General features: G+C 62.9%; 11 protein-coding genes and 1 pseudogene. 4 read left to right on the plus strand and 8 right to left on the minus strand.

Annotated features, from left to right (window positions below; translation table 11 throughout):
• Window positions 1-4: 4 nt before the first annotated feature.
• The 4 genes from AC4BCK_RS00700 to AC4BCK_RS00715 form a co-directional block, all read right to left on the minus strand.
• The gene (locus AC4BCK_RS00700) at window positions 5-811 is read right to left on the minus strand and encodes a 3-methyl-2-oxobutanoate hydroxymethyltransferase (RefSeq protein WP_490566465.1); all 807 of its coding nucleotides are present in this window, start codon (window positions 809-811) and stop codon (window positions 5-7) included.
• The gene (locus tag AC4BCK_RS00705) at window positions 808-1,041 is read right to left on the minus strand and encodes a hypothetical protein (RefSeq protein ID WP_490566466.1); all 234 of its coding nucleotides are present in this window, start codon (window positions 1,039-1,041) and stop codon (window positions 808-810) included. Before AC4BCK_RS00705 ends, AC4BCK_RS00700 begins: the two co-directional genes overlap by 4 nt.
• A 285-nt stretch (window positions 1,042-1,326) precedes the next feature.
• A complete protein-coding gene (locus AC4BCK_RS00710; RefSeq protein ID WP_490566467.1) occupies window positions 1,327-2,607 on the minus strand; it encodes an aromatic ring-hydroxylating dioxygenase subunit alpha in 1,281 nt (426 codons plus the stop codon).
• Between the two features lie 86 nt (window positions 2,608-2,693).
• Window positions 2,694-3,017 carry a 2Fe-2S iron-sulfur cluster-binding protein gene (locus AC4BCK_RS00715; protein WP_364321885.1) on the minus strand — a complete coding sequence of 108 codons (324 nt, stop codon included), beginning with the start codon at window positions 3,015-3,017 and terminating at the stop codon, window positions 2,694-2,696.
• A gap of 1,018 nt (window positions 3,018-4,035) precedes the next feature.
• Between AC4BCK_RS00715 and AC4BCK_RS00720 the strand changes: the two are divergent.
• A pseudogene (locus AC4BCK_RS00720) lies at window positions 4,036-4,917 on the plus strand (recombinase family protein).
• Here AC4BCK_RS00720 and AC4BCK_RS00725 read toward each other — a convergent pair.
• Together AC4BCK_RS00725 and AC4BCK_RS00730 are read right to left on the minus strand one after the other, a co-directional pair.
• Complete coding sequence (locus AC4BCK_RS00725; protein ID WP_251421350.1) at window positions 4,914-6,146, minus strand: ZIP family metal transporter; 1,233 nt, start codon at window positions 6,144-6,146, stop codon at window positions 4,914-4,916. The pseudogene AC4BCK_RS00720 and the gene AC4BCK_RS00725 sit on opposite strands and share 4 nt — an antisense overlap.
• Window positions 6,143-7,267 carry a multicopper oxidase domain-containing protein gene (locus tag AC4BCK_RS00730; protein WP_397425330.1) on the minus strand — a complete coding sequence of 375 codons (1,125 nt, stop codon included), beginning with the start codon at window positions 7,265-7,267 and terminating at the stop codon, window positions 6,143-6,145. Before AC4BCK_RS00730 ends, AC4BCK_RS00725 begins: the two co-directional genes overlap by 4 nt.
• Window positions 7,268-7,337: 70 nt before the next feature.
• Here AC4BCK_RS00730 and AC4BCK_RS00735 point away from each other — a divergent pair, with 70 nt between their 5' ends.
• Together AC4BCK_RS00735 and AC4BCK_RS00740 are read left to right on the plus strand one after the other, a co-directional pair.
• Window positions 7,338-8,006, plus strand: coding sequence for a metal-dependent transcriptional regulator (locus AC4BCK_RS00735; RefSeq protein WP_251421356.1), 669 nt, complete (start codon window positions 7,338-7,340; stop codon window positions 8,004-8,006).
• A 210-nt stretch (window positions 8,007-8,216) separates the two neighbouring features.
• On the plus strand, window positions 8,217-8,891 hold the full coding sequence (locus AC4BCK_RS00740) for a fasciclin domain-containing protein (RefSeq protein ID WP_251421359.1): 675 nt from the start codon (window positions 8,217-8,219) through the stop codon (window positions 8,889-8,891).
• A 389-nt stretch (window positions 8,892-9,280) separates the two neighbouring features.
• Here the strand turns inward: AC4BCK_RS00740 and AC4BCK_RS00745 are convergent, their stop codons facing one another.
• The gene (locus AC4BCK_RS00745) at window positions 9,281-10,267 is read right to left on the minus strand and encodes an arsenic resistance protein (protein WP_251421362.1); all 987 of its coding nucleotides are present in this window, start codon (window positions 10,265-10,267) and stop codon (window positions 9,281-9,283) included.
• A gap of 245 nt (window positions 10,268-10,512) precedes the next feature.
• Between AC4BCK_RS00745 and AC4BCK_RS00750 the strand changes: the two genes are divergently transcribed.
• Window positions 10,513-11,763 carry an Nramp family divalent metal transporter gene (locus AC4BCK_RS00750; protein ID WP_251421365.1) on the plus strand — a complete coding sequence of 417 codons (1,251 nt, stop codon included), beginning with the start codon at window positions 10,513-10,515 and terminating at the stop codon, window positions 11,761-11,763.
• Window positions 11,764-12,352: 589 nt separating this feature from the next.
• Here AC4BCK_RS00750 and AC4BCK_RS00755 read toward each other — a convergent pair.
• Entirely contained in the window at window positions 12,353-13,783 is a 1,431-nt protein-coding gene (locus AC4BCK_RS00755) for an IS1380 family transposase (protein ID WP_363960553.1), read from the minus strand.
• Window positions 13,784-14,020: the final 237 nt, after the last annotated feature.

A 14,020-nucleotide genomic window follows, 5' to 3' on the forward strand; every position in this document is an offset into this window, starting at 1 on the left:
CCTCTTAACCTTGACCGCGGAGATGCTGCGCCCCGCGAATATCGGCGATGCACTCGGTGAGGGCCTCATAGGCAACGCGCCCCACATTGGCGTAGGTGGTGGGTTCCTTGTCAATCCACTTGGCGTTGTAGCCGATCGCGGCGGTGGACATCCGGATCCGGCCGTCAAGCCAAGGACCGCCGCCGAAACCGCCGAGCACCGGAATGGAAACCGCGTCTACGACGGCTGGCCCCACCACCGGACCCGAGTTCGTGAAGTTGAGCGCGACGGCGCCCGCAGACTCAAGCCGTTTGGCTTCGGTGACGAACTGCTCCACCATCTCGTCCGGGACCAGGGCGCCTTCGGCCTGTGAGTACGCGACGCCGTACTTGAGTGCTGTCTGCGGTGTGATGCCGAACTGCGCAAAGACGGGCACACCGGCACGTGTGACGGCCTCGACCGCCTCGGGGAAGTCGGCGGCGCCGTCGAGCTTGACGAGATCGACGCCGGCCTCTTTCACGAGGCGGATGGCTGCCCTGACAGCCTCTTTAGCACCCTCCTGAAGGGGGCCGAAGGGGAAGTCGCAGCTCAGGAGCGCATTGTCGACGCCACGGCGCACCGCCTTGGCGGCCACGAGGATCTCCTCCATGGTGATCTCCAACGGATGCGACTGGCCCCACAGGTTGACGCCTACGGAATCGCCCACGGAGATGATGTCCGCGCCAGCGCGGTCAGCAATGCGTGCCATCTGGTAGTCCCAAGCGACGATGCAGGCACTCTTCTCGCCGGCCGCCTTCATGGCCTGGAGCCGGGGAATGGTCATGGTGCTCATGCGCGGGTGGCCCTCAGCAGTTCAATCAGATCGTCTTCTTCCGCCGGGACCAACAGAATCCGGGCGTGGGGACGGAGGTGGAAGAGGGCGTCACTGGTGAGCGCACCCGGGGCCACGACCAGTCCTGCCGTCATGATGCCGCGCTCACGCGCGAGGTCACCAATGGCGGCGACCGCCGTCGCATTCTCGCCGGAAGTGGCCACCATGACCACCGTGTTGGTGTCGGTCATGACCTCATCCAGGGGCACATTCGGGGCGCCTACCTCAGCCAGCACCTCACCCGGATCGGCTATGGAGAAGAAACGAGCCTGACCCCAATCAAGCAACGCCGCGGAACGAATGATTCGCTCCGCTTCCTCGTCCAGAGCGACGACGCGGGTGTTCCGCGAGGCCGGCAAAGGGTAGTCGATTCGGTAAGCCGCTTCCTTGGCGGTCGCAGCCTCAGCGCACGAGCTCGGGCCAGCAGACACGGAGCGCGGACCACCCGCGTGGTCGTGATCATGATCAGACATGGCTCAGACCGAGGTGTGCGGCTTGGCCGGCTCGGCTACCATGGCTTCGCCGATGCCCTCGACGAAGGACTGATCGGCCGGGAGCACGATCGCGACCGAACGAACCTTCTGGTCCTTGGCGCGGTTGCCGGCGGGCTCGACGCCGTCCTGCAGCGCCTTGACGGCCTTGTAGAGCTTCTGGCGGGCCTTGATGATGCCGGCGTCGGTGGCGACGAGGCGTTCCTTGGTCCGGTCGACGAGCGGGCCCATCGACTCCTGCAGCGAGGAGTCCTGAAGCGCGATGCCCTCGATGCCCGAGTAGTTTTCGCCGCGCTTCTGGGACTCACGATCCATCAGGTAGTCGTTGTCCTTGTTCGCCAGTGGGCGGTAGGACGCGTCGTTCACGCTGTGGACACCCTTGCCGGCGCGCATCGCAGCGACCTCGGCTTCGGTGAGCTGGCGGGTGGGGTGGTAGTCGAAGCTGTATGCCCAGCAGTTCTCATCATCGATCGGTACCCAGAAGTGACCGTGGACGGGGTGGTCCCCACGCGGCGGAACCATGGTGAAGTTCGGCAGCACCCACGGCGTCACGCGCCAGTAGTACTTACCTTCTTCAGCGTTCCGGCGGGCGCCGATCAGCATGCCGCCTTCGTAGTCGACCACCTCGAAGAAGGGCTTGAGATCGCCCTTGTTGTACTCGTTGCCCTTGGAGCCCTTGAAGAGCGGGTCGCTTTCCAAGTTTCCGCCGTGCAGAAAGGTGACGTGGCTCGAGTCGATGCCGCCTTCGAGAGCCTGGAGCCAGTTGCACTCCTGCAGGCGCTTGGAGGTGAAGACCTGGCCGTCCGGAACGGTGTAGGCTTCCCACTCAGGCAGCGGCGGCTGAGCGGCAGGGTCGCCAAGGTAAGCGAAGAGCACGTCGCCTCGCTTGACCATCGGGTAGGACTTCAGCTTGACGTTGGCGCAGAAGTTGCTCGTCGCCGGCTCGCTCGGGACCTCGACGGCCTGGCCGGTGACGTCGTACTTCCAGCCGTGGTAGGGGCAGCGCAGGCCGCCTTGTTCGTTACGACCGAACCACAGCGAAACACCGCGGTGCGCGCAGAACTCGTCCATCAGGCCGTAGCGGCCTTCGGAGTCGCGGAAAGCGATGAGACGCTCGGAGAGCACCTTCACGCGTACCGGCGGGCAGTCGTTCTCGGGGAGTTCCTCGGCGAGCAGCACCGGCTGCCAGTAGCGGCGGAAGAGGTCACCCATGGGAGTTCCCGGACCCGCCTGGGCCAACAATTCATTGATGTCCGTACGCAACATTGCGAAGGATCCTTTCGTTCTAAGTGGAGCTGAGAATACTCACTGTTGTCCGGGCTCTACATGTACTTGCTCCCGGATGGGGAGATTTAGGGCTGTGTGGGGGGCAGGTCGACAACCAGACCGTCGAGCTTCTCTTCGAGCACAATCTGGCATCCGAGGCGGCTGCAGTCGCGCGGCTCGGAGACGCCCATGTCGATCAGGTCCGCCTCTATGTCGCCCGGGGTGCCGACGGCGTCCCAGAATTCTTCGCGTACCCATACGTGACAAGTAGCGCAGGAGTTGTTCCCACCGCACTCGCCGATGATGCCGGACACTCCATTGCGGAGAGCGGCAGACATGACCGAGTCGCCGGTCTCGGCGTCAACAACATTGGTTTCGCCTGCGGCACTGACATACGAAATCTTAACCATTTGAACCTCCTACTAATGGTCTAACCATTGTGCCCTTGACAACGGCGGGGTGTCAACGGCGTTCCGGGGGCCTGAGTCGCCGAGGCGTCATTTTTTACACAAGGCGAGGGCAGAATGGCAGTCATCTCCGTTCAATCCCGGCGAATTCCACACGGCAAGCGCCGCGAGCCAGGCCGCCAGGAAGAGCCCGACAATCACAAGGCCCGCGTGCCCAAGTTGATGCTCGCGATCACCGCAATTGGGTCGCGTTTCCGGGCCCCTCAGCCACCAGCTGGAGACTCTGACGCCCGCAGCAGCCCCGGCGGTAAGTGTGGTTGGTCTCGGTCATAAACAGGTCTGATGCCCAGCACCACAAGGCCCGCCGGCCGGCCACGAACCGTGTCAGTCCAAAGACGAGATTCGGACGGCATCCGCCGCGATTCGGTAGGGAGTGGAAATCGTTCTTGACGTGCGGAAACGTCCAATTCGTCCAAGGCCGGGATGTCCGTTCTCAACGTAGTTGTCAGTAGCGACGTGGGAACTGACAGGTCGGATGAGACAATCTGGCGAATTCTTTCTCATTGATGTTGTCAGTTCCGGTATGCGTTGACGGGTCCCAACGAATGTCCAGCCGGCTACACCTGCTCAGGATGCGGCCATCCCATGCGCGAGAATCCGCGCGGCTTGAGCCATTTCGTCGGCAGAACCCGTTAACTGACACGTTGAATGCGAAAACTGACATCTGGAATGAGAACGGACACGGGAGTTCGCGCAGCTACTTTTAGTCCCGCTTTAAAAGCCGATAATGGATATTCGGTCAAGTAGCCATCGAGTTATGCCAACGGGAGCAGAAATTTTAGGAGATCTCGTTGGTGTCAGAACAGTGCGATGTTCCGTTTTATTGACAGTGGCTCATGATGTTCTCAGATCCCACCCTGACAGTCGGAGGGGCAGCGAACCGGGGTGCGGTAGCCCGAGAATCATCGAAATAGTCCAAAGAATCGGGACTCGATAAAAATTGCTTCGTGCAGGGGCTGCGATGTTACCTCTTGCGGGTCGGCAAGTGTCTGAGTACACGATCAGAGCTCCACCGACAGGCGAATCCTGCCTGGCCAGACGCCCCCGACGTCAGGTTGGGGTGTGCCCTACCCGACCGGGCTCGTCGAAAACATGCGAGTCTCGAAGGCCGACGGTTCTCAGACGACAGATTTGCAGCGGGACGCACTTTTGGCCTCCCGGCACCGACGCGGCTTCGCTCTACGAAGACAAGGCTTCGGGAAAGAAGGACGACCGGCCCCACCTGGCCGCGTTTCTCAAGGCACTGCGCCAAAGCGACACCTTGGTGGTCTGGAAAACTCGACCGGCTCGGCCGGCACCTCCGGCACTTGGTTAACATCGTCCACGACCTGACTGAACGGGGCATCGGCTGAAAGTCCTTACCGGCCAGGGCACCGCTATCGACACAACCACAGCATCTGGAAAGCTCGTCTTCGGGATCTTCGCCGCCTTGGCCGAGTTCGAACGCGAACTGATCTCCGAGCGCACCCTCGCCGGCCTCGCCTCAGCCCGCGGCCGCAACGGTGGTCGCCCCTATAAGATGACACCAGCGAAACTTCGTCTCGCCATGGCCTCCATGGGTAAGCCCGGCAGCGAACTTTGCACGGGACTAGGCATCACTCGCCAGACCCTGTACCGGCACGTATCGCCCCACGGGGAACTGCGAGCCGGACGGCGAAAAGCTGCTGTCCCGGTAGACGCCGCCTGTCCGGTCCGCTGGTTCCCGCGTGTTCCCGTGTTCGTGCCTCGGAGGCGGCTTCCTCCCATCGGGAGCGCATGGGCCAGCATGGATCGTGATGCCTTGACGAGAAGGGACTTGGAGACCCTTCAGGGCCGCCGCTTCCTCCCGCCCCATATCGTCTAAGCCTGCACGAGTAGTCCGGTTGCGAACATCACGGCCAGTCCCAGGATGATCCCGATGGTGGTTGGTGCCGTGAGCGTTTTTTCTGTGCGGTCCTTGAGTAGGGGGATGAGTTTGACGGCCACCTGGGCGACCGCTCCGGCGCCGACGCCAAGCAGGAAGGCGGAGAGGGCTGGCTGGTAGACGGTTGCTCCGATCAGGGCCCCGGCGATGGCGGGTGAACCGGCGATGAGTCCTAGGAGTGCCAGACGGGCAAGGCCTGGCGGTTGCTTCGCCAAGGGGGTGACGATGGCCAGGCCTTCGGTGGTGTTGTGGATGGCGAAGCCGACGATAAGGGACGCGCCCAGGGCGAGTGAGCCCACGGCGTAGGCGGACCCGATGGCGAGTCCTTCGCCAAAGTTGTGCAGTCCGATGCCTATCGCAATCAGCAGTGCCAGGCGGCCCGGGGGGAGTGTGGCGGGCTGGGATGTAGCGCTCAGCTTCTGGTGCCGGCGCATCCAGGCGTCGGTGCCTTCAAGGACCAGGTAGGCTGCCACCGCGCCGAGGAACACCACTATCGGGCCACCGAACGCGCCGTTGTCCGCCACGAGTTCCACGGCTTCGAGTGTGGCATCGATGGCAAGGAACGCGAGCAGTCCCACGGTGACGCCCAGCAGGACCCGGACCCAGGATGCGGGCGCGCGGCGAACGAATGGCATCCACAGCATCCCCAAGGCAACGGGGATGACGCCGACGTACACGCCAAGGAGCGTCATGAGGCCGAAGAAGGAGCTGCCGCGTTCCGGACTCAGTGCCGCGGCTTCGATGTCCGCGGGGATCTTGCCTCCGAGAGAGGTCACCAGTGCAACTTCGTAGGGATCACCCTCCACCCAGTTGTAGCTGATGGTCAGGGTGGTGGACTCCAGCGGCGCCATGGTCTCGCGGGTCTGGGTGAACAGCGCGTAGTAGTCCGAGACATTGACCTGGGCGATCGAGACACGGTCCGGTCCTTCGTTTCGGACGGTGATGGCGATCTGGCCCGGCGTGAGCCGGATGTCTTCGACGGCGACTTCCTCCTTGGGCGGAACGCCCTCGGACAGCTTGGACAACCCGGGCGCATTCAGGAGCGAAAACAGGCCAAGAAGTATCGCGATCAAGACCAGCGGTCCCACGCCGAGCAGCCAGCGCGGCACCGGGGTCCGGCGGTGGGGTTCGGCTGCCGGTGCTGCGGCTGTCTTTTCATCAAGGCTCATGATGCGCTCACCTCGAAGAAGCCCATCCAGCCCAGTTCGGCGAACTCGGTCTTATGGGCGTGGAACATGTACTTGCCCGGGTACGGGAAGCGCACCTCCACGATGCCGCGCTGGCCCTGTGCCTGGGAGATGGTGTCCGTGAATTCGCTGGGCGTGAGCATGGTCCCGGTCGGGTAGTAGTGAAAGAAGTTCCCGTGCAGGTGGAAAGAGTTGATGGGGTCGTATTCGAGGATGTTGATCAGGTGGATCCGCACCAGCTCGTTCTGTTTGACCTGGACAGGGAAGTCCATGAAGTGGAAGGGCAATCCGTTGACAGAGTAGAACTCGTTGTCGTCTCCGCCGTCGGTGTTGTACCCGTTCATCACCATCACCATCTCGTTGTCGGCCTTCGGACGGCCTTCCTTGGGCTCGATGATGAACCCTCCGTAGAGACCCTTGGCGATATGGGGGGCCAAGGGTGACTGGTGGCAGTGGTAGAGATGGGTGCCGAACGGGGTCGCGTCGAATTCATAGGTGAAGCTTTGCCCCGGGGCGATCGACCCGGCCCCGATGCCTGGCGTTCCGTCCATTTCCGCGCGGTGGATCCCGTGGAAGTGGATGGTGTGCGGGTGCGCCCCTGCGTTGGTGAAGTGAATCCGCAGCGCGTCCCCTTCCTGCGCCCAGAGGGTGGGGCCGGGGATGCGGCCGTTGTAGCTCCATCCCGGGAAGGTGACGCCCGGGGCGATCTCAAAATCCTTGTCCACGGCGACGATGTCCCACTCCCGCAGGGTCCTGCCGTCGGGCAGAGTGCTGGTGGTGCCCCGGTCGAAGTCGTGCAGGATCGCGGTGGGGTCAATGCCCGCGCGCTCCGGCGGGACAGATCCGCCAGCAAAACCAGCATGCCCGGCGTGGTTGGTCGCATGGGCGGCACCCGAGCCTGTTGAGGGCTCCGGGGCAACCGAAGATCCCATGGGGGCTGTCTGTGTGCCGTGTGCCCCATGCCCGGACGACGCTGGACCTTGGATCCCTTCGAGCGACACCCAGGCGCCAACAGCGGGAAGGGCAGCGAAAGCCGCAACGCCGGAGAGCATACGCCGTCGGCTGGGCATGGCTCGGACGCTATTTTTCGGTGACCCATCCATCTTAACTCCAATGCTCAAAAACTAATGTTAGCCCAGTCTAACATTGCTTTTCTGTTGGTAGTATTGGACTATGACCGTCTCTGACTTGACCGCCCCTGCACAGGACTACCTAAAGATGATTTGGTCAGCCACTGAATGGTCACAGACCCCCATCACAGTTGGAGCGATGGCTGAGCGTCTGGGAGTGAAACCCTCCACGGTCTCTGATGGGATTCGGCGGCTCACCAAACAGGGTCTGGTCGCCCACGCGCCTTACGGAAAAATCGAATTGACCGAGGACGGGCGTGATCACGCCGTTCAAATGGTGCGCAGGCACCGGCTGCTGGAGACGTTCCTGGTCCAGATCTTGGGCTACGGCTGGGACGAGGTGCACGACGAGGCTGAAATTCTCGAACACGCCGTGTCGGACACCATGATTGAACGCATCGCTGAACGCCTCGGCCACCCCACCAGAGATCCGCACGGAGACCCCATCCCCTCGGCGAACGGTCGGCTGCCTGTACCCCAGGGCTTCCAGCTCGCGGAAGCTGAACCGGACAGAGGTTTAAGAATTACCAGGATCTCCGACTCGGACCCGCAGATGCTTCGCTATTTCGCAGAACTCGGCCTGGCACCCGATACGCAGCTGAGGGTCTTGGCACACCGCCCCTACGCGGACGTCACCACGGTCCGACTGCAAGATCGCGACGTTGACCTTGGCCCCTCAGCGGCAGAGGCGATCTGGGTCATCGCCAATTAGCTGCGGGTAAGGCAGCCCCGCCCATCGGCCGGCCCGCTTCACCCTGTATAAGTGGGCAGTTTCTCAGAAGCGAAGAATCCCACGAAAAACTCCTTGATATTGACCCATCCATGTTTCTGCGTCGGCCGAATAGTCATTGAGACACCAGCCAGGGGCAGGTGGACATCGGTCGAGGCCAGGTAACCGGCCAGAAGTCAAGGAGAACTTAGAATGCAGACAATCAAGCGCACAACTTTCACGGTCGCCGGCGTTGCAGCCGCGGCTTTGCTTAGCCTGACAGCCTGCGGTGGATCGGCTACCACTTCAGGATCCTCCGCTCCCGCCGCTGCACCTTCTGCTTCCAGCGCTGCGCCCTCGGCGTCCGCCAGCGCCTCGGCCGGCGCCATGGACCCGGCCGCCAACCTGGTCGGGCCGGGCTGCGCCGCCTACGCCGAGCAGGTCCCCACCGGCGCAGGTTCCGTCGAGGGCATGGCCCTTGACCCCGTCGCTGTCGCAGCATCGAACAACCCGATCCTGACCACCCTGACTGCCGCGGTCTCCGGCAAGCTGAACCCGAAGGTGGACCTGGTGGACACCCTCAACGGCGGCGAGTTCACCGTCTTCGCCCCAGTGGATGACGCCTTCGCCAAGATCGACGCCGCAACCATCGACACGCTGAAGACCGATGATGCCCTCCTGAGCAAGATCCTGACCTACCACGTGGTTCCCGGCCAGATCACTCCTGACAAGATCGCCGGCACCCACGCCACCGTCCAGGGCGGCTCGGTAACCGTCACCGGCAGCGGCGACGCACTCAAGGTCGACGACGCCAGCGTGATCTGCGGCGGCGTGCAGACCAAGAACGCCACGGTTTACCTCATCGACTCGGTGCTGATGCCCAAGTAAGACGCTGCTAACCCAGCGCCATAAGACTGCTCCCTGGAAGTTGGAACCGAATTTCTCAGTCCAAACTTCCCGGGAGCAGTTTCTTGTGTAGCCACACCCTCTTTGGCCGCGATAACTCATATTGGACGCCTAAGTCCATCGGGCAGGAATCCCATGGCGGGCCGGCAGTCTTGAGAGTGAACCTCCTATTTCCGTCATCTCCGCTGACTACCGTGCAGAGCCGGCACTCTCCCGCAGCCGCTTGACCAGAACTGACCCGCCGCGCTAGCCATACCCCTTTCTCAATGACTGCTGGGCAAACTCAAATGCGTAAAGCTTCATTTACTCATTTGAGTTTGAGGAGTGCTCCATGGCCGGCGGTGCGAGGGAGTGGGGCGGAGAGGGCCGCGTTAGCTGGATTGGAGGGTCCGGTCCGTCCTGATGATCCGGGGGACGATCTTGACGTAGGCCACCATCCCGGTGAGCTCCACTAATGTCTGGGTGACGACGACGAGGGATACCAGGGCGAGAGGCTCGGGAAGGGCCAGGGCAAGGGGGAGTACGACCAAGGAGTTGCGTGTTGCGCCGCTGAAGATCACGGCCTTGGTACTGGCGGCGTCCAAACCGCCTACCCGCGCCGCTGCCATACCCAGCGGGACCATCACCACGAGGAACGCAGCATAGATCGGGATTACCGACAGCAGGGATCCGATCTCGTTGCCCACGCCGGAGATCTGTGACCCGATGACGACAGCGAGGGTCAGCATCATCAAGGGAACCATCAGCCCTTCCATCAGCGTCATCACGGCACGGCCTGCGGCTGCCCGTCTGGCCCATGCCTGGGTGAGAGCCGCCAGAACAAGCGGGATAACGATCAGGAAGACAAGCGCCTCGATGAAGGGCCCTGGCTCTATCCCGGAGACCAGGTTGGGGCCCACAAAGAACAGCAGGTACAAGGGCAACAGCAGCATCTGCGTGAGCATCAGCAGCGGCGCGGCCGCAAGCAGCCGGTCGCTTGAGCCGCCGGCCAGTCCCGAGAACACGATCACGTAGTCGATGCAGGGGGTCAGCAGCACCATCATCACCCCGATCAGAAGGGCCTGATCATGTGCAATGAACCGGGACAGGGTAAAGACAACGCCTGGGACGATAAGGAAGTTCAGGACCAGAACGGTCCCCATGAACCGGACATCACGTATCGCCTTACCGATAGAGGCAAACGGGATGCCCAGGAACGTCGCAAACAGCAGCAATCCCAGGACGGGGTAGATGGCCTGTTCCAGGGGCACAGACCCGGCAGGAACGAGCCAGCCGAGCACTGCTCCAGCCACAATGGCCAGCAGGTAAAGGCCGATCTGCCGGCGCTCCATGACACTGATCAAACGGGCTACTCGCATTCATCAAGCGTAGGCGGGTGAATATGGGGCGTCGGAAGATGACGAAGCAGGCCAGCCCGGCCCGGGAACAAGCACGAGCGGGCGTCAGCTGACGAAAAACCGCCCGCCGCCGGACGGAACACTTACCAGCAGCGCTCAGCCGCGGGCCCAACACGTGCAAGGTAAACCGAAGCTTTACTTTTCGGTACGCCTAACTTTGCGTTATTCTCGGTGGTATCACCACGCCCGCGATGACGAGGACCATGATGGCTATTCCCACACTTCAGGCACGCCCGGCCGCGGGACGCCGGTGGTCCCGCCTGCTGCTGATGGGCCCGGCCTTTGTGGCCGCGATCGCTTACGTGGATCCTGGAAACGTTGCCGCGAACCTCACCGCGGGTGCGAGCTACGGATATTTGCTGGTCTGGGTTTTGGTGGCAGCGAACGCCATGGCCGTGCTGGTGCAGTATCAGTCGGCCAAACTCGGGCTGGCCACGGGCCTGAGCCTTCCCGAAATTCTGGGCAAGCGTCTTGGCAACGGCAAACGACGGATGTACTGGCTCCAGGCTGAGGTGGTCGCCGGTGCGACCGACATGGCGGAGGTCATCGGCGGTGCCGTGGCGCTGAACCTGTTGTTCGGCCTTCCGCTGCTGGCCGGCGGGCTCATCATTGGTGTGGCATCAATGCTGCTTCTCGCGTTGCAGAACGCACGGGGCCAGAAGTCCTTTGAGTACGCGATCCTGATCCTGCTTGGCGTCATCGCGGTCGGTTTCGTATCCGGGCTGTTCGTGAATCCGCCCGATGCCGGGAGCGCCCTGGGCGGCCTGATTCCCCGCTTTGAGGGAACGGACACCGTCCTGCTCGCGGCCAGCATGCTGGGAGCCACGGTGATGCCGCACGCGATTTATCTGCATTCGGCGCTGGCGAGGGACCGGCACGGCTTCTCCAAGGATCCCGCCGTCCGGACACGACTCATTAAGGCCACCCGCTTCGACGTGGCGGGCGCCCTGATGCTCGCCGGGGTAGTTAACATTGCGATGCTTTTGTTGGCTGCGTCCAGCCTGCGCGGCATCGAAGGAACAGACACCATTGCCGGCGCCCACGCCGCTGTCACCTCCGCCCTGGGCCCGGTCATCGGCGTCGTCTTCGCGATCGGGCTGCTGGCCTCGGGACTGGCCTCAACATCTGTGGGCTGCTACGCGGGCGCCACGATCATGGGTGGGCTGCTGAAGCTCCGCGTACCGCTGCTTACCCGTCGCGTCATCACCTTGATCCCTGCCCTGCTGATCCTCGGTGCCGGGATCGAGCCGACCCTAGCCCTGGTCCTGAGCCAGGTCCTGCTCAGCTTCGGCATCCCGTTCGCCCTGATCCCGCTGATCCGGCTCACCGGAAAACGTGACGTGATGGGCATCCACACCGACTCGACACCACTGAAAATCGCGGGCTGGACCAGCGCGACGCTCATCGTCGGCCTGAACTGCGTCCTCATCGCCCTCACCATCACCGGTCAAGCCTGATCATCCCGGAGTTACCTGGAAGCGGAGTCACCGCTGCCGACCGGAGCCACCCTCACCGCGTGCGTCACTCTCGGTTCGCTGGGTGACGTCCTGGCCGCTGCTGGTCATGCGGACGGTTGTTCCACCAATGAAGGGCGAACTCGTCCAGGGCTCTGCCATCGACGAGCCAAGGAGTTGGCGGCACGAGCCGGAGACCGCGGAGCTCACCACTCTCCAGCATCTTCAAAACTTCTGCTTCACTGATGCCCAGCGCCCCGGAGGCCGTTTTGACCGTGTAAAAGTGGGCCATCCGCCGTGCCGGTTTGGGGGCGTCACATGGGGACATGCCAGAACTCCTTTTCGGATCGGGCAAGTGTTGGCCGCCTGATGGGAAGTGCCGTCATTTCCACGGCCGTGCATACCGGTCGGTACCGCAATCTAACCCCGATTTTTCATGAGGGCAGGTGATGACTGCGGATTGCGTCAGGCCGGTGGCTGGTGGTTGTTTGCTGTTTTCGGGCGCGGTGGTTTGGCCTGTTGGGTCGCCTGGCTTGGCGCCGGTTCCACTTCCGGTGATGGGTCTGCTCGTCGGGGTTGGGTCAGTGACTGCTCAGCCTGAGCCGGCCAGCAGGAGTTGTCGAAGGTGCCTGGTATTCTCCAGAAGCAGGTTTATAAGGGCCTTCTCGGGTGCTCTTTCCGGCAGGAGGAGCTGGCTATGGCGGGCGCGGGTGATGATTTTCCCTGCGGTCGCGAAGAGCCGGTAGCGCCAGCGTTTGATGTCCCAGGCCTTGGCCTGGTGGCCGTCCGGGAGGGCGGCGAGCTGGATCCAGGAGACCAGGTTGAAGGCCAGCGCGGCGATGTTCGCCCAGGCCTGGTTCGCGGCGAAATCGAAGAACGGGAGTTTGCCAAGGCCGGTGTTTTTCAGGGTTTTAATCCGGTTCTCGCACCGGCCCCGGGCACGGTGCCTGGCATCCAGATACGGGCCGTGCCAGCGGGGGGAGTTGGTCAGGAACGCGGTAATCCGGTGCCCGTCGGTGTCAAGCAGGGTTGGTTGCGCGCCGGGGTGCAGCGGCTCTGCGCGCAGGAACAGTTGCGTGCCCGGCGGGTAGTCCGTGAGCGTGAGGACGTCGGTGGCGTTGATGACCCAGGCATTGGTGCGGTCGTTTCCGGTCTGGTCCAGGGCCGGCTGCCAGTACTGTTTGTCGCTGATCCAGTCGACCATGTGGGCCTTGCCGAAAGGGATGGTGTAGCTGGTGGTGAACTGCACGCCCAGGCCGTGCAGGTGCCAGAGGAATTTCCGGGAGGCCCCGGCACTGTCGGTGCGGACCAGGATCTTCTCCCCGGCCAAGGCCCCGGCCTCGGTAAAGAAGCTCTCCGGCAGTTGGGCTGTGGCGGTGTGGAAGACCCGGATGTGGTCATCAGCGCTGTTCGCCCCGGCGTTCCCCGGGCGCAGCACGGCGGCGAGAATTTCCCCGGAACCATTGCCGGCCCCGTAATCACAGGAGGCGATGAAGGGGGCGAAGCCGTAGCCGCGTTTGTAGGTTCCGGCGACGTTTTCCTTGTCGGAGTGGGAGGTCACCAGGGTCGCGTCGATGTCGATGATCAGCGGGTCCAAGGCTGTTGCGGTCAGGGCCGGGTTCCTTGCTCCGGCGGCGTTCCAGGCCCGGGTTCGCAGTTCCCGGGTGAGGGTCTCAAAGCCGTAGCGAAACAACTCGGGGTTCGTGACGGTTCGTTCGAAGAACCGGGACACCGTCGCGTTGGAGGGCAGCTGACCGAAGACTCCAGGTGAGGACCGCAGAATGTCCAGATCCGAAGCGTGTTCACCGCCGGCGGCGAGCATCGCGGCAAGGGATCCAACCAGCCGTCCCGGCCGGTGCTTCGCTCCGGAAGGGACAAACTGGCCCAGCCGGTCCTCGCACAGCCTGCCGAAACCGAGGGCGTCCATGAAGCCGGTGAGCACCGAAACTCCGGCGTGGGAGATCAGCGACTGGCCGGTGAAACTAACCGGCAGGGACGGGAAAACGAAGGTAGACTTTTGCATCGAAAGGGTGCTCCCTCGCTCGGCAAATAACGGTCTCGACAACCACTATTTTCCCAGCTCAGAGCACCCTTTCCCTGCTTAAACACGCCCCGCACCCGGCGCCCCATGAAAACCCCGGGCTAAGGGCTTCAGTTCCATTTTGTCGACCACCAAATTTGGGGACAGTACTGCCCACCCGTATCGGTAGGGTCCGGTGAAGGAGATTTCGGGACAACCGACAGTCGCTGACCAACGCGA

The sequence above is a fragment of the Pseudarthrobacter sp. As-47 genome (assembly GCF_058215595.1).

Coding starts and splice junctions, on each gene's coding strand:
- AC4BCK_RS00700 (WP_490566465.1), bottom strand. CDS start 811: ATGAGCACCATGACCATTCCCCGGCTCCAGGCCATGAAGGCGGCCGGC.
- AC4BCK_RS00705 (WP_490566466.1), bottom strand. CDS start 1,041: ATGACCGACACCAACACGGTGGTCATGGTGGCCACTTCCGGCGAGAAT.
- AC4BCK_RS00710 (WP_490566467.1), bottom strand. CDS start 2,607: ATGTTGCGTACGGACATCAATGAATTGTTGGCCCAGGCGGGTCCGGGA.
- AC4BCK_RS00715 (WP_364321885.1), bottom strand. CDS start 3,017: ATGGTTAAGATTTCGTATGTCAGTGCCGCAGGCGAAACCAATGTTGTT.
- AC4BCK_RS00725 (WP_251421350.1), bottom strand. CDS start 6,146: ATGAGCCTTGATGAAAAGACAGCCGCAGCACCGGCAGCCGAACCCCAC.
- AC4BCK_RS00730 (WP_397425330.1), bottom strand. CDS start 7,267: ATGGATGGGTCACCGAAAAATAGCGTCCGAGCCATGCCCAGCCGACGG.
- AC4BCK_RS00735 (WP_251421356.1), top strand. CDS start 7,338: ATGACCGTCTCTGACTTGACCGCCCCTGCACAGGACTACCTAAAGATG.
- AC4BCK_RS00740 (WP_251421359.1), top strand. CDS start 8,217: ATGCAGACAATCAAGCGCACAACTTTCACGGTCGCCGGCGTTGCAGCC.
- AC4BCK_RS00745 (WP_251421362.1), bottom strand. CDS start 10,267: ATGCGAGTAGCCCGTTTGATCAGTGTCATGGAGCGCCGGCAGATCGGC.
- AC4BCK_RS00750 (WP_251421365.1), top strand. CDS start 10,513: ATGGCTATTCCCACACTTCAGGCACGCCCGGCCGCGGGACGCCGGTGG.
- AC4BCK_RS00755 (WP_363960553.1), bottom strand. CDS start 13,783: ATGCAAAAGTCTACCTTCGTTTTCCCGTCCCTGCCGGTTAGTTTCACC.